Consider the following 17,090-nt stretch of genomic DNA (forward strand, 5'->3'; position numbering starts at 1 on the left):
GGCTCAGGCCGTGGGCTCTGCCGCGCCACCTTCCTCGGCGTCGTCTTCGGCGTCGTCTTCGGCAGCCGCGGATGCCGAAGACCCCGGTCCCGAGCGCCGCGGTCCCGCAGGGCGGATGCCCTCGGCATGGAAAGCGAGCAGCCGCATGGCGGTGTCGACCGTCTCGTCGAGGACCTCCTGCGGATCGCCGCTGAGCGCCAGCCTGCGGTGACCGACCCCGTCGCCCGTGGCCCATCCGACGTAGACGGTGCCGGGCTCGTGCCCGCCTTCAGGATCGGGCCCGCCGACCCCCGTCGTCGAGATGCAGACGTCGGCGTCGAACAGCCGCAGTGCGCTCGCGGCGAGATGCTCGGCGCACTCGGGGGAGCACGGATCCGTTCCGGGCGTGAGTCCGAGCAGGCTCTCCTTCACATCGGTGAGGTAGGCCACGATGCCGCCGGCGAACCACGAACCGGCATCGGCCCCCGCGCCGATCGTGCTCGCCAGACGTCCCGAGGTCAGGGATTCGACCACGCAGATGCGCAGTCCGCGCTCAGCGGCGACGTCGCTGACGCGGTCCAGCGGTGACTGCTCTGCTGTCACTTCTCTTCGGCGGAGTCCGCGTGCGTCGGGGCGTCGGACTCGATGGTCGCCTCGTCGGAGTAATCGGGCCGCGGGGGCTGCAGCGGCTGGTCGGAGTACTCGCCGCCGAGGCGTCCGCCGTACGGGCGCCCGTGGTCGGCGAACTCGTCGCGTGCGTAGACCAGCTCCCACTCGCCGACGGTGAAGCGTGCGCCGGTGCGCAGCGTCTGGGTGCGATCGCCGGGGTGGGTGGCGGTGGCGTCGGGGTTGCTGTTCATCTCGCCCTCGCCGTGGAGTTCGAGGACGTACTCGTCACGGTCGTCGTGCGTGATCGTGGCGTGCACGGGGTCGGCGCCGTCGAGCCGCAGCTCGTTGTCGGCAGCGGAGCCGATGCGCACCACGTCGACCTCGAGGGCGAACTCGGCGCGCTCGCCGTCGCGCGTGACGCGCAGGCGCGGGTTGCCCTCGCCGAACTCGGCGTGAGTGGTCGTGGGGGTGTAGCCCTCATCGGAACGGTCGTCGATGTGTCGTGCGTTCATGGTGGGTCTCCTCGCGGTTCCTGCCAGGATATCGGCGAAGGGATCCGCACGCAGGGGGTTGACTTCGGCCCGCTCCGACCCCGTCTGGACAGCCCGCTCGGGCCGACGCATCGAGGGCCTGCGGTCCCATAAACTGCATGACGAAGACCTGCACACCAGAGGAGAGGGCGAATGGGTAAGTTCATCTACGAGGGCAGCGTGAAGACCGAGATCGAGGATCGCGCCCTCACCCACCTGCAGCTCGTGATGACCGCCAAGCTGCGACGCGCCGAGCCGTTCCCGTTCAGCTGGCGCGAAGACGCGAGCGTCGGCGGCGGCCGCACGACGGTGTGGGTGCAGCCGGGCAGCTCGCTCGTCTTCAAGTACTTCGGCAGCAGGCAGCCGTCGATCAACCGCGCCTGGATCGAGGCGCTCGCCTTCACCGCGAACGCGCCGAGCGGGCTGTATCTCGTTCCCGAGCCACAGGACACGTCCGGCCCCGTCGCGCCGGCCGACGACGAGCCTGCCGCTCCCGGGGCCTGAGCGGCCCGAGCCATTCACCTGTCGCACTCCGATCGTCGATCGAGGTGTCGATTGTCAACCCCCTCCCGAGGGCGCCGACGGGCCGCGAGTCTCGTTGAACGCCCGACTCAGGCCACGCACGATGATGGCGAGTCGCGAGGAAGAGGAGACACCATGGCAGACAGCACCCCCGACCCCCGCAGCCAGCATCGCGACGAGGAATTCCCCGGTCAGCAGCAGAACCAGCCGGGACTGACCGACGACATGCGCCCGACTCCGGACCACGGCGAGGAGTCGTACGTGGGCCACGGGCGTCTCGAGGGGCGTCGAGCCCTGATCACCGGCGGGGATTCCGGAATCGGCCGAGCCGTCGCGATCGCCTTCGCCCGCGAGGGAGCCGACGTGGCGATCGTGCACATGCCGGAGGAGCAGGCGGATGCCGACGAGACCATCGACCTCGTGCGCGCCGAAGGCCGCCAGGGGCTGAGCCTCGCCGGCGACGTCCGCGACGAGGCCTTCGCCACCGAGGTGGTGACCGAGACGCGGAGCGCCTTCGGCGGCCTCGACATCCTGGTGCTGAACGCCGCGTACCAGCACGACATCGACGGCTTCGAGAATCTCGAGACCGACCGCCTCCGCCGCGTGTTCGAGACCAACCTCTTCGGCCTGCTGTACTCGGCCAGGGCCGCGTACCCGCATCTGGAGTCCGGCTCCAGCATCATCGTCACGTCGTCCGTGCAGGCCTTCGAGCCGTCGCCCAACCTCATCGACTACGCGATGACCAAGGCGGCGCAGGTCGCGTTCGTCAAGGCGCTCGCCGAGGAGGCGGGAGAGCGCGGCATCCGCGTGAACGCCGTCGCCCCCGGCCCCATCTGGACGCCGCTGATCCCGGCCACCGGCTGGTCGGACGAACGGGTGAAGACCTTCGGATCCGACACGCCTCTCGGCCGGGCCGGACAGCCCGCAGAGCTCGCCGGCGCCTACGTGTACCTCGCGTCGGCGGAGTCGTCGTACACCTCCGGCGCCGTGCTCGCGGTCACCGGCGGCAAGCACCTCTGACGGGGCCGGTTCGCCGGCATCCGCGCGCGCCGTAGGCTGGCTGGGTGAAGCAGTCCACGCCGTCCCGTCCGCTCGTGGGCGTCGTGCTCGTGGTCTGCTCCTGTCTGTCGCTGCCGTTCGGGGCCGCGGTCGCGGCCCAGCTCTTCCCGGTGCTCGGCCCGTGGGGTGTGACCTCGCTGCGCGTGGCGATCGCGGCGCTGCTGCTGGTCGTCATCGTGCGCCCGAGACCGTTCCGGTGGACGAAGTCGCAGTGGCTCGCCGCCGTGCTGTTCGGGGTCTCGCTCGCCGCGATGAACGGCTTCTTCTATGCGGCGATCGACCGCATCCCGCTCGGTCCGGCCGTCGCGATCGAGTTCCTCGGGCCGCTCGTCCTCGCCGCCGTGCTGACCAGGCGCCTCGTCGATGCCGCCTGGGTGGGGGTCGCGCTGCTCGGGATGGTGCTGCTCGGCGTCGACGGAATGATCGGCGCCGAGCCCCTCGATCCGCTCGGGATCGTCTTCATCCTGATCGCCGCCGGCTTCTGGGCCATGTACATCCGGATGAGTGCCCGGGTGGGTGCCATCATCCCCGGCAGCAGCGGACTCGCGGTCGGCCTGGTCGTGGCCGCGATCCTGCTGATCCCGGTCGGTGTGCCGGCCGCGGTCACCGTCGCGGGCGATATGCAGCTGCTGCTGCTCGCCGCGGTCACCGCCGTGCTGTCGTCGGTGATCCCCTACAGCTTCGAGCTCGCCGCGCTGCGTCGCCTGCCGCAACGCGTGTTCGGCGTGCTCCTGAGCCTCGAGCCCGCATTCGCGACGCTCGCCGGGTGGCTGATCCTCGGGCAGTCGGCGACTCCGCTGCGGATGCTCGCGATCGCCCTGGTGGTGGCGGCGAGCGTCGGCACGACGCTCGGCGTGCGACGTCAGCGCCGTCGAGACGATGCGGCCGCAGCCCGAGAGGTCGGGACCGCGCCCGACGGCGCCCGCCGCGACGACGAGCCCGGTCCCTTCACCGCGCCGATCCCGCTGCCCGAATGACCGGCCGACCCGTCAGGCGCTGACCGCAGCAGGCACGGGCAGCGGATAGCGGCGCCGCAGCAGCATCCGCTGCACCAGCGTCCAGACCACGGTCACGGTGAGATACAGCGCGGCGGCGAGCGGCACGAACATCGCGAAGACGGCCGTCAGATAGTGCAGAGCGCTGGTCACACGCAGCATCGTCGGCGAGTTCAGCGGCGAGTCGTCGTCGACCACGGCCGGCCGGAAGACCCGTCGTGTGATCTCGGCCACCACGATCATCACGGCGATCAGCGCACCGAAGACCCACAGCGTCTCCGGCGTCGCCGTGCCGCCGAAGACGGCGGAGACGAGACTGGTGCCCAGCGGTGCACCGAACAGGTCGTGCGTGAGCAGGTCGTTCGGGTGCCCGGCGATGTCGGGGCGGATGAACAGCGTGTACAGGATGCCGACGACCGGCGCCTGAGCGAGGACCGGCAGCATCCCGGCGAACGGAGACGTGTTCTCGGAGCGGTAGAGCTCGAGCATCTCCTTCTGCAGGCGCTCGGGATTCTTCTTGTGCCGGCGCTGCAATTCTCGCAGCCGAGGAGCCAGGCGCGCTCTGGTCTGCTCGGCCTTCGCCTGCGAGACGCCGACGGGAATCAGCAGGGCGCGCACGAGAAGCGTGACGAGCACCACGGCGAGTGCGGCGGCGGATGCTCCGGCGAGCGGTTCGAGCAGTGCGGAGAGCCCGGCGAGGGCGCCGTACGCCGCGTCGAGCAGGAAGGTCAGGGGTGGGAAGGCGAAGATGTCCATGGAAGTCCGTTCGTGTGTCGGGAAGGGTCGGCGAAAGCCGCGCAGTCCCGTACGAGGACGGACTACGCGGAGACGGCGACTCCCGGCGCACGAGGACGCGGGTGACCGGCGGCGTCAGGATCGCTCTGGGCGAGCAGGGTCGAGACGTCGATCGCCCGCAGCGGGTGCGGGGCGCTACGTGGAGAGGGCGGTGCGACGCTCAGCGCCACGGCGATCGTGAGGGTCGTCAGGGCGATCAGCGCGATCGCGACACCGAGTGCCGCGGCATCCGGCACCGCGATGACCCCGAGCGCGGCCGCGACGAAGCCGAGCATCTGCCCGAACCATTCGCTCACGCGCGCCTCCCTGATCCCTCACGCCGAGATTATCACCGGCATCCCAGTGCGGCATCGGTCGCGCGCCCGCCTCGGGGCAGGGGAGCGGAGATAGCCTCGAAGCATGAGTGATCTGCGCGCACTGCTCGGCATCGAACACCCCATCATCCTCGGTCCGTTCGGCGGGCTCTCCTCCGTCGGGCTCACGGCGGCGGTCAGCGAGGCCGGCGGCCTCGGGGGCTATGGGCTCTACGGCTACGACGCCGACCGCATCGGCGCGACGATCGCGTCTCTGCGGGAGGCGACCTCGCGTCCTTTCGCGGTGAACATCTGGCTGCCGACCGGCGACGAGGTCGAGCCGAATCCGCAGCACACCGTGTTCGCGCAGGCGCTGCAGCCGTTCTACGACGCGGTCGGACTCGAGGTGCCCGCCCGCCCCGAGCGCTACCTGCCTCCCCTCGACGAGCAGCTCGACGCGATCTTCGAAGCGGCACCACCCGTGCTGAGCACCGTCTTCGGGGTTCCGTCCGGGGCCGTCGTCGACGAGGCGCACCGCCGCGGCATCCGTGTCGTGGCAACCGCGACGACCGTCGCCGAAGCCGTCGCACTCGCGGACGCCGGGGTCGACGCCATCGTCGCGACCGGCTTCGAGGCCGGCGGCCATCGGGTGTCGTTCCTCCGTCCGGCCGAGGAATCGCTCGTCGGGACCTTCGCACTCGTGCCGCAGGTCGTGGATGCCGTCGATGTGCCGGTCATCGCGGCCGGCGGCATCGCCGACAGGCGCGGCGTCGCCGCCGCGTTCGCGCTCGGAGCGTCAGCCGTGCAGGTCGGCACGGCCTTCCTCGCGACGGTGGAGTCGGCGGCGAACCAGGCGCATCGCGACGCCATCCGCTCCACCGCCGCCGACGGCACCGTTCTCACGAAGGCGATGAGCGGACGCCTCGCCCGCGGCACCCGCAACCGCGCGGTGCGGGCGATCGAGGCGAGCGGGACGATCGCCCCGTTCCCGATGCAGAACTGGCTCACCGGCCGATTCCGCGCGGCAGCGGGCGAGCAGAACCTCGGCGAGCTGCAGTCGCTCTGGATGGGTCAGGGCGCGGCACTGGCCGGTCATGCGACCGCCGCCGAGGCCTTCGCCGAACTGCTGGCGGGAGTGCCGGAGGCCCGGTGAGGGTCGTTGTCGATCCGGGCTGTGAAGCTGGCCAGGTACGGGGGCTTGCCAGCGACGTCATCGGCTAGAGGCGTCGCACCCCTCTGAGCACCCGGGTCAGAGGATGACGGTGGACCGGCCGTGGACGATCACACGGTCCTCGGCATGCCACTGCACGGCACGGGCGAGAACGAGGCGTTCGACGTCGGCGCCGCGCTGCTGCAGATCGGCGGCCGACTCCGAGTGCGTGACACGGGTGACGTCCTGCTCGATGATCGGTCCCTCATCGAGATCCGCCGTCGCGTAGTGCGCGGTGGCTCCGATCAGCTTCACACCGCGGTCCTTCGCCCTCGCATACGGGTTCGCCCCGATGAACGCGGGGAGGAAGGAATGGTGGATGTTGATGATCGGGGCGCCGAGACCCTCGATGAAGTCGTCGGTGAGGATCTGCATGTACCGGGCGAGGACCACCAGATCCACGTTGCCGCGCAGGAGCTCGAGCTGACGCTGTTCCATCGTCTGCTTGTCGCCTGAGGGGATGTGCACGAACGGCACCCCGAACGAGCGTACGGACTCGGCGAGGTCGGGGTGGTTCGAGACGACCATCGTGACGTCGATGTCGAGCTGGCCTCGCTGCGTGCGCCACAGCAGCTCCATCAGGCAGTGGTCGTACTTCGAGACGAAGATCGCGACCCGCTTGCGCCGCGCGGTGTCGTGCAGCGACCACTCCATGCCGAACCGCTCGGCGACCTGAGCCAGATCGGCTTCGAGAGCCGTGCGCGCCGCAGAGAGCCCGGGGAGGTGGATCACCGTGCGCTGGAAGAACCGGCCGCCCTCGGAGTCGGTGGAGTGCTGGTCGAGCGAGATGATGTTCGCGCCGTGGACGGAGAGCACGCCGGCGACGGCGGCGACGATGCCGGGCTGATCATCGCAGGCGATCAGCAGGCGGGCGGTGTCGGGCTGAGACATGAGGGCTCCTCGGGGGTGTGCATCGATTCTGCCGTGGATGCGACCACCGGGCGAATCGGACGCATCGCGACGACGGGTCGCTACTCTGGGAGCGTGGACGCGGGCGATCTCGGACTGGTGCTCATCCCGCTGCTCGCCGTGGCAGCGCCGCTGCTGGCGCGCGGCATCCGACCCGTCATCCGCGTGCCGATCATCGTGTTCGAGCTCGTCCTCGGGATTCTCGCGGGGCCCGCGGTGCTCGGCTGGGTCGAGCCGACGCCCATCCTCGAGAAGCTCAGTGATTTCGGTCTCGCGATGCTGTTCTTCATCGCGGGCTCCGAGATCGACTTCCGGGCGGTCGCCGGACGGCCCCTCGTCCGCGCCTCGATCGGGTGGGCCATCAGCGTGGTGCTGGGCATCGGGATCGGCTTCCTCCTCGCCCCGGGCGAGGGGATGGTCGTGATCGCGATCGCCCTCAGCTCCACCGCACTCGGCACGCTGATGCCGATCCTCAGGGATGCCCAGGAGACCGACACCCTGTTCGGACGTGCGGTCACCGTGATCGGCGCGGTCGGCGAGTTCCTGCCGCTGATCGCGATCTCGCTCTTCCTCAGCACCCGCACCACCCCGCTCGCCACCGCGGTGCTGCTCGCCTTCGTCGTGCTCGCGGGGCTCGCCGTGCTCATGGCTCGGAGGATGCCGCACGGGCGCCTCCACTCGTTCGTGCGTGCGACCCTGCACACCTCCGACCAGTTCGGCGTGCGGTTCGTGCTGCTGCTCATCGCGTCGCTGGTCGGCCTCAGCGTCGTGCTCGACCTCGACATGCTGCTGGGTGCATTCGTCGCCGGAGCGGTGTGGCGCATCATCATGGCGCGCGCGCCCGAGAAGGACGCCGAGGCGGTCGAGACGAAGCTCGAGGCCATCGCGTTCGGCTTCCTCGTGCCGATCTTCTTCCTCTACACGGGCGTGAACTTCGACCTGCAGGCGCTCACCGGCTCGTCGTCGGCGATGCTGATGCTTCCGCTGTTCCTCGTCGCGCTGCTCGTGCTCCGAGGCACGACCGCGCAGCTCTCCGCGCCGACGGGCGCGAGCGCCAGGGACCGCACGGCGATCGGGCTGCTGGCAGCCACAGGGCTGCCCATCATCGTCGCCGTGACGGCGATCGGGGTGGATCAGAAGATGATCGACACCGGCACGGCGGCAGCACTCGTCGGGGCCGGGATGCTGTCGGTGCTGCTGTTCCCCCTGATCGGGATGCTGATCCGCGGCGAGGCGGCACGACTCGTCGACCCGGCGCTCGTCCGCGAGACACCGCAGGGGGAGCTGTGACGGCCGCGTCCGCGCTCGTCGCCGACGCGGTGCGTGCGCTCGCCGGCCTTCCGAAGGAGGGACTCGGTGAAGAGCGCGAATCGCGGTGGCGCGGACGCCGCATCGTGCGGGTGGGCGAGGCGTGGCACCTCGGCGTGCTGCTGCTCACCGAGACGCACGCACTGGCGACCGCCGAAGTGCTGAGGGCCGCCGATCCGGGGCGCCGCGGCTACACGGCGGAGTCCGCGCGCGAGCGCGCAGAACGACGTGCTCTGGCACTGCGGGGCGGGTTCGACGAGGGCGATGTCGTGCACGTCGGGTGGTCGGTGATCGACCTCGCCGCCGTGGACGCGGGCGGAGCGTCCGGGCCTCTGGCGATGGTCGACACGGTGCCATCCGTGCGATGGAGCACGGCAGGCGGTTGGATGCCGCTCGAGGCATACCTCCGCGAACGGGTGGAGCTGCTGCGCGGCTGAGGCGACGGGCTCGGCTGACCGGCCGAGCCCGCGGCTCGGCTGAGCCCGCGGGCGTCAGGCTGCCGCGAACGTCTGCGCGAAACGGCGCAGCAGCGCCGCGCCCTCCGTCACGGATGCCGACAGCACCTGCCCCTGCACGGCGTCGAACTCGTCGGGGTCGAAGTACCCGGTGGTGCGATAGAACGTCATCCGATCGGCGAAGTCCCGCGGAGTCGGCTCCGGATGGAACTGCGCCGTGTAGAGGTGGGTGCCCACCCGATACGCCTGCACGGGACAGGTGTCGTTCGTGGCGAGCAGCACCGCGCCCTCCGGCAGAGCCGCAGCGCTCTCCTTGTGAGCGGTGAAGACGGTGAGCGCGGGGGAGCTCGGACCGAAGACGGGGTCCGCGGCGCCGGCGGCGGTGGTCTCGATCACGGTGGCGCTCGCCGACTCGGGGGTGTCCGACGTGACGTGGCCGCCGAGCATCCGCGTCACCACGCCGATGCTGAAGCAGGTGAAGAAGGCAGCGACCTGCGAGTCGATCGCCAGCCGCGCGATGTGCTCGAGATCCGCTTCGACCCTCAGCTGCACAGCGGACTTCTCGACGTCGCTGACGTTGAACGGCGAGCCGCCGACGACGACGCCGCTGTATCGCGCGAGGCGCGCGGGGTCGAGGCGCTCGGTGAGCAGGTCGAGGCGGTCGACGACGTCGACGCCGAGCGCCCGTCGGAACGAGGCGTGCTCGGCATCCGCCGCCCCGAGTTCGGGGCGCACACAGACGTAGAGAAGCGAGACCACCACGAGAGTCTAACGACGACGGGACACGGTCGACGTCGCCGCCGACTCCGACCACATCACGGAGCCGCCGCGGAGCCGTCGCGGTGGCGGCGCGCTCGCCTCATCGGGATGAGTTGGACGTGCGGCCGCGCACGATCCCGACGAACGTCTCGACGTCGGGGGTGGTGTGATCGCGGCGCCAAGCCAGGGCGACCGTCGAGGTGGGGCCGTCGGCCAGGGACCGGTGGCCGACATCCTTGCGGTGGTGCAGGCGTGCGAGCGACATGGGGACGATCACGATGCCCGTTCCGGTGGCGGCGGTCACGATGGCGTCCGCGACCGACAGCGGTGCGAAGGTCGGCGCGACGGCACCCGGGATGTCGATCGGACCGAGCGCATCGTCGGTCGGGACCATCACGATCTCGCCCGACAGGTCGGCGACGGTCAGGTCGTCGGCCGCGAGGAGGTGCGACTCGATCGATGCGACCACCACCGGCACCTCGTCGTACAGCGTGATGATGTGCAGGTTCTCATCCGACAGCGGCAGGCGCACGAGGGCCGCATCGAGGTCGCCGATCGCGTCTCGCTGATCGGCGACCTCGATCGTCACCAGCTCGATGAGTACATGCGGCATCCGCTGCTTCCAGGCATCGATCCACTTGCCCGGTGTCGCGCCGGGGACGACCCCGAGACGGAATGTACGCGGCTCCTCCGGTTCGGTGTCGGGCGCGTCGAAGACGACCTTGGCGGTCTTCTTCGGAGGCTTGGGCGGCGGGAACCGCTGAGCCGGTGCGGCCTTGTTGCGCCGCACGGGCGAGCCCTTGCCGGCACGTCCTGCCGGTCGTCGTCCCTGAGTCGCCATGTGCTCCAGGGTACCCGGCGGATGGGGTGAGACGTTCTGAGAGCGCGGCCGATCAGGCCGCGAGCCACAGCCCCTTCGGGTCGGTGGCGACCGTCAGTCCGGCCGCGACCGTCTCGTCGTCGCCGATGCGCGCACCGCGGACGATCCGCGCTCCCGCGCCGACCTCGGTGCGGACGCCGATGTGCGCGCCGTCTCCGACGGCGGCACCCTGGCCGATGTGTGCGTGCGCGTCGACGTGCGCACCCTCGCCGATCACGGCATCCGGTTCGATCCATGCGCCGCGGGCGATGGTCGCCCCCGCGCCGATACGGGCGCCGGGTTCGATGTAGGCGCCCGCTTCGATGTGCGCCTTCGGATGGACCTTCGCGCCGTGCGCGACGAGACCGCGACCGTTGGCGTGCTTGCGGTATCGCAGCGTGGCGCCCTGGTCGTTCTCGATGTCGACGTAGTTCTTTCCCACGATTCCTCCCGTGTTCCGGAGTTCTCCGGATATATCAATAACCACGGGGGTGCTGGATTCATTCCCGAGCATGGATGCGGGTCATCGCTGACACACGGGGCACCAGAATGTGATCCTCTCGCGGGTCGGATCCGCGCCCTGCTCGCCGCGTCTGATGGGGGTTCCGCAGCGGCGGCACTGGCGTCCGGCACGTCCGTACACCCACGTCCCCTGACCGGGGCGGTCGACTCCGGTGAAGGTGCGATGGCGACGATCGCGGTTCGCGCGGATCGTGCGCACGCCGAGGTCGAGCAGTGCGGGAACGTCGACCTCCGGTGCGGGGGTCGTCGGCAGGATTCCGCGGAGGAACAGGAGTTCCGCGGCGTATTCGTTGCCGAACCCCGCGACGTTCCGCTGGTCGAGAAGGGCGACGTGGATGCTGCGGGTGTCGTCGCTCACGCGTCTGGCGGCCTCGACGGCATCCCAGTCCGGGCCGAGCGGATCGGGGCCGAGATGGCCGACGAGCTCGTCCTCGTCGCGGGTCGGAACGACCTCGATCTCGGCGAGGTCGATGCCCACCGCCTCGCGCTGCGCCGTGCCGACGATCGCGCGGACCTTGAACGCCGGATGCCGCCACTTCTCACCCGCCCGGTAGACGAGCCAGGCGCCGTCCATGCGCAGATGGGAATGCAGCGTGCTGTCGCCGATCCGCAGCAGCAGATGCTTGCCGCGCGCGATCGACGAGAGGATCGGCTGACCCGTCAGATCGAGCGTCGCGAATCGCGGCACCCGAAGGTCGAAGCGCGCCACCTCGCCGCCGACCAGCGCCTCGTCGAGACGTCTGGCGGTGCGGAAGACGGTATCGCCCTCGGGCATCAGGCGTGCCCTGACCCGGGGGGTGGCGGCAGCGGCGCCGAGACGCTGCCCGGCAGGGGAGGCGGAGGAGTGTGCTGTGGAGCGTGCTGCGGAGTGTGCTGTGGCAGCGGCGTGCGCTGCAGCATGGTGCGCGCGAGGACAGTGGCACCCGCGACAGCGGCGGGCATGACCGCGACAGCCCCGCCGGGGATCAGAAAGCACAGCTGCGTGGCGACACCGAAGCCGAGCACGCGCGCGCGGCTGCCGCGGAACAGCACCGCCCGGTCGGCAGGGCTGAGATCGCGGGCGTCGAACGCCCGCCCGGTGAGCTCGCGGGCGAGCATCCGTCCCGACAGCACGACGCCGCCCACCGCACCGAGGAATCCGCCGATGAGAGGGACGAGACCGAGGAGCAGCACGGCGATCGCGATCAGGATGCCGAGGACCACGAGTCTCAGGCCCTCGCCGACCGCCATCCAGAATCCGCCGCCGTCCGAGGGCGGGGCGTCGCCGAGATCGGCCTCGACAGCGCGCCAGATGCGCTGGTAGAACGGGTCGCCGATCGTCAGGGCGAGGGCGCTGAACACGGCGCTCGCGAGTGCGAGCGCCGCGGCGAAGATCACGATGCCCACGGCGGCGCGCAGCACCGAGCGCCAGGCCGGGATCCAGCCGTCGGCGAAGGGGGTGAGACCGTCGGAGATCGGCCCGAGAGTGAGCGCCAGCGGTATGAGTCCGGCGAGCAGCACCAGCGCGGCGATGAAGCCCGGTACGAGACCGAGGGCCATGAGCCACGGTCGGCGCCGCCATGTGCCGAAACCGCGCAGCAGGGTGCGGACGCCGCTGATGAACTCCCCGATCATGCGTCCAGCCTAGAAGCAGTGGTCATGGGCCGGTCAGATCGCCTTGCGCAGCGTGTAGCCGCGAGGGGTGGCCACGAATCCGGACCCCTGCAGAGCGAGGGCGAGCTCGGTGCCGTACACGCCTTCGCCGTTGACCTTCTCGACCGTGAGGGTGTCGAGGCGCCGCGCGCGGGCGGTCGCTGCGAGGTCGGTCGCTGCCGCGCGCAGCACCTCGGCGTCGTCGGTGAAGCACAGCACCGTGCGTCCCCCGCGTTCGAGGTAGAGGACGAGCGATCCGTCGACGATCACCACCAGGCCTCCGGCCTTGCGCCCGGGGCGATGCGAGACCTCGTCGCGCTTGGGCCATCCGAGCGCCGCGCCGTAGGGGTTGGCGGGATCTGTCGCGGCGAGCGTGACGGCATTGCGGGGAGGCGGATCGGCGAGCCCGGCGAACGTGCGAAGTCGGTCGACGGTGGCGGACGCCGCGAACTGCGCCGCGCCGAGCCTCTCGATCACATAGCCGCGGCGGCAGTGCCCAGCCTCCTCGAAGCCGGCGAGGACCCGGTATGTCTGCGCGAACCCGCCCGGCACGCCCTCGGCCTGCACGGCTCCGCGGGTGACCACGCCGTAGCGGTCGAGGAGCAGCCCTGCGGTGACGGTCGCACGACGAGCGGCATCCGTGTCGACGGTGGGCAGCAGCGACCAGCGCCCGCCGATCGACGTCGGTCGGGGCGCGGTCCGTGCCAGCGACATCCCCCGATAGGTGCGCGTGCGCGGAGCGCGTCGGGTGACCCGGTGCGCCTGGGAACCACCGGCCAGCAGCGACCGGATCGGGGCGAAGGTGTCGTTGGTGACCCGGCCGCCCCACGTCAGCGCCCACAGCGCCTCGAGCACGGACTGCTCGTTCTCGGCGCCGGTCATGTCCTTCAGCTGACCGGCGAAGTACGCGCCACCCGCATCCAGCGCGATCAGCACTCGGGCCTCGAGCGAGTCGGCGGCGATCTCGTCGTCGGGCTCGGGCAGCGTGAACGGCGCGAGGTCTGCGGGATGCAGCGAGACCCAGCCGTCGCGCCCCGGCAGCGTGCCGTGGCCCGACCAGATGACCTCTCCCGAGGCAGTGAGCTCGTCGAGCAGGGCGGGGGAGTAGTCGCGCACCCGAGAGGGCAGCACGAGCGACTCCCACGCGCTCGCGGGCACGGGCACCCCGGCGAACTGCTCGATCACCGCGAGCACCCCGTCGAGTCCCTCGAGCGGGCGTCCCAGGTGCTGCCAGTCCGGCAGGAAGCGCGCATACGCCTCGGGCGACACGGGCTCGACGCTGCCCCGGATCGCGGCGAGCGACCGCATCCGCAGGCGGCGCAGCACCTCGGTGTCGCACCATTCGGTCTCGTTCCCCGTGCCCGAGGCCTCGGGCAGGAAGTAACCGCTGGTCAGTCTGCCCGAGTGCTCGAGCCGCTGCAGGGTATGCCGCGCGACGGCGGCGCCGAGCCCGAATCGCGTCGCGACGGCATCCGTCGTGAAGGGGCCATGCGTGCGGGCATAGCGCGCGATGAGGTCGCCGAGCGGATCGGCGAGCGGTTCGAGGAATGCGACGGGGATGCCGGTGGGCAGCGCGACGCCGAGTGCGTCACGCAGCCGACCGGCGTCCTCGATGGCTGCGACGCGCGTGGTGCCGGCGACGGTGACGGGGATCGCGCGGCGGGCGGCGATCAGAGCGTCGAGGTGGTCGGATGCGGACCCCGTCTCCGGGTCGAGTCGTGCGTCGATCTCGGCGGCATCCATCGGACCGAGCATCCGCAGCAGATCGGCGACGCCTTCGAGACCTCGCGCTCGTCGCTCGGGGTCGAGGCGCTGCGCTTCTCTCTCGAACTGGGCGATGACGTCGGGGTCGAGCAGCTCACGGAGCTCGACCGTGCCGAGCAGCTCGCCGAGCAGCGCGGGGTCGACCGAGAGGGCGGCCGCCCGGCGCTCGGCGAGGGGAGAGTCCCCTTCGTACATGAAGGCGCCGACGTAGCCGAACAGCAGGTCGCGGGCGAAGGGCGAGGGCTGAGACGGCTGCGTCTCGACGAGCCGGATGCGCCGGTCGGCGATCGACACCGCCAGCGTGCGCAGCGAGGGCAGGTCGTAGACGTCCTGCAGGACCTCACGGAGCGTCTCGAGGATCACGGGGAACGTCGGGTGCCGGCGCGCCACCTCGAGCAGCTGCGCCGAACGCTGACGCTGCTGCCACAGCGGGGTGCGCCGGTTGGGGTTGGTGCGCGGCATGAGCAGCGCGCGCGCCGCGCATTCGCGGAAGCGCGACGCGAACAGCGCCGAGCCGCCGACCTCCTGGGTGACGAGCTGCTCGAGTTCATCCGGGTCGAACACGAAGAGCTCGGCCCCGGGCGGCTCGGCCTCGGCATCCGGGATGCGCACGATGATGCCGTCGTCGCTCGCGACCGCAGAGCCCTCGACTCCGAGTCGCTCGCGGATGCGGGCGTTGATCGCCAGCGCCCACGGTGCATGCACCTTCATGCCGTACGGGGAATGAAGGATGACCCGCCAGTCGCCGACCTCGTCGCGCCCGCGCTCGACCGTCAGAGTGCGATCGGTCGGCAGCGTTCCGGTCGCTTCGCGCTGCTCGGTCAGGTGCGCCATCAGGTTCATCCGCGCCTGCGCGTCGAGTCCGGCGTCGATCAGTCGCTGGGCGGCCTTCTCGGGAGTCGCGGCGGAGACCTCTCGCGAGAACCTCCCCAGCGCCTCGCCGAGCTCGAACGGTCGGCCGATGCCGTCTCCGTGCCAGAACGGCACCTTGCCGGGCTGGCCGTAGGCGGGGATGACGTTGACCCGGTCATGGGTGATCTCGGCGATCCGCCAGCTCGTCGTGCCGAGCGTGAAGACGTCGCCCACTCGCGACTCGTAGACCATCTCCTCGTCGAGCTCGCCGACGCGGGCGCCGGTCGACTCGCCGGCGACGAAGACCCCGAAGAGTCCGCGATCGGGGATCGTGCCCCCGCTCGTGACGGCGATGCGCTGCGCGCCCGGACGTCCGGTCAGGGTGCCGGCGTCTCTGTCCCACACCAGCCGCGGGCGGAGCTCGGCGAACTCATCGGAGGGGAACCGTCCGGCGAGCAGGTCGAGCGTCGCCTCGTAGGCCGATCGCGGGAGCGACTGGAACGGAGCCGAGCGACGCACGGTCTCGAACCACTCCTCGACGCTGATCTCGCCGAGGGCGCTGGCGGCGACCGTCTGCTGCGCGAGGATGTCGAGTGGATTGCGGGGCACCTGGATAGCCTCGATCTTGCCCGCCAGCATCCGCTCGGTGACGATCGCGGTGTGCAGCACGTCGCCGCGGTGCTTCGGGAAGAGGGCGGCCCGGCTGATCTCGCCGACCTGGTGGCCTGCTCGCCCGACGCGCTGCAGACCGGAGGCCGCGGACGGCGGAGCCTCGACCTGGATCACCAGGTCGACCGCACCCATGTCGATGCCGAGCTCGAGGCTGCTCGTCGCGACGACGCAGCGCAGGACACCGGACTTGAGCTCTTCTTCGACCTGGGCGCGCTGCTCTTTCGAGACCGACCCGTGGTGCGCCTTGGCGAGCACGGGGTCTGCTCCGGCGGTGGCACCTGCCTGCGCCATCATGGCTGCCGGCACGGAGGCCTCGGGCAGTGCGACGCCGATGCGCTCGGAGTAGATCTCGTTGAGTCGCCCGGTGAGGCGCTCGGCGAGGCGACGCGAGTTGGAGAACACGATGGTCGACTTGTTCTGCAGGATGCGATCGACGATCGCCTCCTCGACGTGGGGCCACACGGAGCCGGTGACCTCGGTGTACTCCGCATCCGCCGCATCTCCGGCATCCTTCGGCGCGCCGGGAGGGGTGGCGGATTGGTCATGTCGTCCATCGGCACCACGACGCCCAGCTCGAACGTCTTGGACGCCGGCGGCGCGACGATCTCGACAGGCGCCGCGCCGCCGAGGAACCGCGCGACCTCGTCGATCGGACGCACGGTGGCCGACAGGCCGATGCGCTGTGCGGGTTGGTCGTGGCCGTGGGTGCGACGCAGCGCATCGAGACGCTCGAGGCTCACCGCGAGGTGGGCTCCGCGCTTGGTCGCGGCGACCGCATGCACCTCGTCGATGATGACCGTGTGCACATCGCGCAGCGTCTCGCCGGCGCGACTGGTGAGCATCAGATACAGCGACTCGGGGGTCGTGATGAGGATGTCGGGCGGATCGGAGACCAGCTTGCGGCGATCGCTCGAGGTCGTGTCGCCCGAGCGCACGCCGACCGTCACCGAAGGGGCCTCGACGCCGAGCCGCCTGGCCGACTGGCCGATGCCGATGAGGGGCGAGCGCAGGTTGCGCTCCACGTCGACGCCGAGCGCCTTCAGCGGCGAGATGTAGAGGATGCGCGTGCGCGAGGCGTCGGCGGCCTTCGTGCGCTTCGCGGGAGGGGTGGGCTGCTCGATGCGCTCGCGGAACACGCTGTCGATCGCCCAGAGGAAGGCCGAGAGCGTCTTGCCCGAGCCGGTCGGTGCGACGACGAGCGCGTGCTTTCCGGCAGAGATCGCATTCCAGGCGCCCGACTGGGCGGGCGTGGGTTCGGGAAACGCACCCCGGAACCAGTCTTGCGTGGCAGGGGTGAAGCGTTCGAGCACGTCGCTCATCCCTCCATCATCACCCGTGCCACCGACATCGGGGTCGGCATTGTCCG

At 70.8% G+C, this 17,090-nt stretch carries 16 protein-coding genes and 1 pseudogene; 6 read left to right on the plus strand and 11 right to left on the minus strand.

Going from position 1 to position 17,090, the window contains the following annotated elements:
• Positions 1 to 3: 3 nt before the first annotated feature.
• Positions 4 to 582, minus strand: coding sequence for a CinA family protein (locus ACZZZQ_RS11685; protein WP_463507618.1), 579 nt, complete (start codon positions 580 to 582; stop codon positions 4 to 6).
• Positions 579 to 1,100 (minus strand): FHA domain-containing protein, encoded by a 522-nt coding sequence (locus tag ACZZZQ_RS11690; RefSeq protein WP_053097580.1) that lies wholly within the window; start codon positions 1,098 to 1,100, stop codon positions 579 to 581. The genes ACZZZQ_RS11685 and ACZZZQ_RS11690 overlap by 4 nt, the downstream gene beginning before the upstream one ends.
• Before the next feature lie 171 nt (positions 1,101 to 1,271).
• Here ACZZZQ_RS11690 and ACZZZQ_RS11695 point away from each other — a divergent pair, with 171 nt between their 5' ends.
• The 3 genes from ACZZZQ_RS11695 (at position 1,272) to ACZZZQ_RS11705 (ending at position 3,676) form a co-directional block, all read left to right on the plus strand.
• The gene (locus tag ACZZZQ_RS11695) at positions 1,272 to 1,622 is read left to right on the plus strand and encodes a DUF7882 family protein (RefSeq protein WP_053097579.1); all 351 of its coding nucleotides are present in this window, start codon (positions 1,272 to 1,274) and stop codon (positions 1,620 to 1,622) included.
• A 153-nt stretch (positions 1,623 to 1,775) separates the two neighbouring features.
• Positions 1,776 to 2,660 (plus strand): SDR family oxidoreductase, encoded by an 885-nt coding sequence (locus ACZZZQ_RS11700; RefSeq protein ID WP_400341669.1) that lies wholly within the window; start codon positions 1,776 to 1,778, stop codon positions 2,658 to 2,660.
• A 44-nt stretch (positions 2,661 to 2,704) separates the two neighbouring features.
• Positions 2,705 to 3,676, plus strand: coding sequence for an EamA family transporter (locus tag ACZZZQ_RS11705; protein ID WP_463507619.1), 972 nt, complete (start codon positions 2,705 to 2,707; stop codon positions 3,674 to 3,676).
• Between the two features lie 12 nt (positions 3,677 to 3,688).
• Here the strand turns inward: ACZZZQ_RS11705 and ACZZZQ_RS11710 are convergent, their stop codons facing one another.
• Positions 3,689 to 4,450, minus strand: a complete 762-nt coding sequence (locus ACZZZQ_RS11710) for a YidC/Oxa1 family membrane protein insertase (RefSeq protein WP_053097576.1) — start codon at positions 4,448 to 4,450, stop codon at positions 3,689 to 3,691.
• Between the two features lie 62 nt (positions 4,451 to 4,512).
• Positions 4,513 to 4,785, minus strand: a complete 273-nt coding sequence (locus tag ACZZZQ_RS11715) for a DUF6412 domain-containing protein (protein WP_053097575.1) — start codon at positions 4,783 to 4,785, stop codon at positions 4,513 to 4,515.
• Positions 4,786 to 4,888: 103 nt separating this feature from the next.
• Between ACZZZQ_RS11715 and ACZZZQ_RS11720 the strand changes: the two genes are divergently transcribed.
• Positions 4,889 to 5,935 (plus strand): NAD(P)H-dependent flavin oxidoreductase, encoded by a 1,047-nt coding sequence (locus tag ACZZZQ_RS11720; RefSeq protein ID WP_463507620.1) that lies wholly within the window; start codon positions 4,889 to 4,891, stop codon positions 5,933 to 5,935.
• Between the two features lie 96 nt (positions 5,936 to 6,031).
• Here ACZZZQ_RS11720 and purU read toward each other — a convergent pair whose 3' ends face one another.
• Complete coding sequence (purU, locus tag ACZZZQ_RS11725; protein ID WP_056279633.1) at positions 6,032 to 6,883, minus strand: formyltetrahydrofolate deformylase; 852 nt, start codon at positions 6,881 to 6,883, stop codon at positions 6,032 to 6,034.
• A gap of 93 nt (positions 6,884 to 6,976) precedes the next feature.
• On the opposite strand from purU, the gene ACZZZQ_RS11730 reads away from it, so the two are divergent.
• Entirely contained in the window at positions 6,977 to 8,191 is a 1,215-nt protein-coding gene (locus ACZZZQ_RS11730; protein WP_463507621.1) for a cation:proton antiporter, read from the plus strand.
• Entirely contained in the window at positions 8,188 to 8,646 is a 459-nt protein-coding gene (locus ACZZZQ_RS11735) for a hypothetical protein (protein WP_053097572.1), read from the plus strand. The genes ACZZZQ_RS11730 and ACZZZQ_RS11735 overlap by 4 nt, the downstream gene beginning before the upstream one ends.
• A 54-nt stretch (positions 8,647 to 8,700) precedes the next feature.
• On the opposite strand, the gene ACZZZQ_RS11740 is transcribed toward ACZZZQ_RS11735, so the two are convergent.
• The 6 genes and pseudogenes from ACZZZQ_RS11740 to ACZZZQ_RS11765 all read right to left on the minus strand — a co-directional run bounded on the left by ACZZZQ_RS11740 (position 8,701) and on the right by ACZZZQ_RS11765 (position 17,043).
• Positions 8,701 to 9,423, minus strand: coding sequence for a glutamine amidotransferase-related protein (locus ACZZZQ_RS11740; protein WP_431738960.1), 723 nt, complete (start codon positions 9,421 to 9,423; stop codon positions 8,701 to 8,703).
• A 100-nt stretch (positions 9,424 to 9,523) separates the two neighbouring features.
• Positions 9,524 to 10,264 (minus strand): LysR substrate-binding domain-containing protein, encoded by a 741-nt coding sequence (locus tag ACZZZQ_RS11745; RefSeq protein WP_463507622.1) that lies wholly within the window; start codon positions 10,262 to 10,264, stop codon positions 9,524 to 9,526.
• A gap of 52 nt (positions 10,265 to 10,316) precedes the next feature.
• The gene (locus ACZZZQ_RS11750) at positions 10,317 to 10,724 is read right to left on the minus strand and encodes a DapH/DapD/GlmU-related protein (RefSeq protein ID WP_053097570.1); all 408 of its coding nucleotides are present in this window, start codon (positions 10,722 to 10,724) and stop codon (positions 10,317 to 10,319) included.
• Positions 10,725 to 10,805: 81 nt separating this feature from the next.
• Complete coding sequence (locus ACZZZQ_RS11755; RefSeq protein WP_463507623.1) at positions 10,806 to 11,579, minus strand: DNA-formamidopyrimidine glycosylase family protein; 774 nt, start codon at positions 11,577 to 11,579, stop codon at positions 10,806 to 10,808.
• Positions 11,579 to 12,418: an EI24 domain-containing protein gene (locus ACZZZQ_RS11760; RefSeq protein ID WP_463507624.1), complete on the minus strand. Its 840-nt coding sequence runs from the start codon at positions 12,416 to 12,418 to the stop codon at positions 11,579 to 11,581. Before ACZZZQ_RS11760 ends, ACZZZQ_RS11755 begins: the two co-directional genes overlap by 1 nt.
• Before the next feature lie 33 nt (positions 12,419 to 12,451).
• Positions 12,452 to 17,043, minus strand: a pseudogene (locus tag ACZZZQ_RS11765) (ATP-dependent helicase).
• Between the last annotated feature and the right edge of the window lie 47 nt (positions 17,044 to 17,090).

The organism is Microbacterium sp. AC132 (assembly GCF_979258525.1).

Bases quoted from the DNA above. Each gene is read 5' to 3' on its own strand.
- ACZZZQ_RS11690 (WP_053097580.1), bottom strand. From the start codon at position 1,100: ATGAACGCACGACACATCGACGACCGTTCCGATGAGGGCTACACCCCC.
- ACZZZQ_RS11695 (WP_053097579.1), top strand. From the start codon at position 1,272: ATGGGTAAGTTCATCTACGAGGGCAGCGTGAAGACCGAGATCGAGGAT.
- ACZZZQ_RS11700 (WP_400341669.1), top strand. From the start codon at position 1,776: ATGGCAGACAGCACCCCCGACCCCCGCAGCCAGCATCGCGACGAGGAA.
- ACZZZQ_RS11710 (WP_053097576.1), bottom strand. From the start codon at position 4,450: ATGGACATCTTCGCCTTCCCACCCCTGACCTTCCTGCTCGACGCGGCG.
- ACZZZQ_RS11720 (WP_463507620.1), top strand. From the start codon at position 4,889: ATGAGTGATCTGCGCGCACTGCTCGGCATCGAACACCCCATCATCCTC.
- purU (WP_056279633.1), bottom strand. From the start codon at position 6,883: ATGTCTCAGCCCGACACCGCCCGCCTGCTGATCGCCTGCGATGATCAG.
- ACZZZQ_RS11745 (WP_463507622.1), bottom strand. From the start codon at position 10,264: ATGGCGACTCAGGGACGACGACCGGCAGGACGTGCCGGCAAGGGCTCG.
- ACZZZQ_RS11755 (WP_463507623.1), bottom strand. From the start codon at position 11,579: ATGCCCGAGGGCGATACCGTCTTCCGCACCGCCAGACGTCTCGACGAG.
- ACZZZQ_RS11760 (WP_463507624.1), bottom strand. From the start codon at position 12,418: ATGATCGGGGAGTTCATCAGCGGCGTCCGCACCCTGCTGCGCGGTTTC.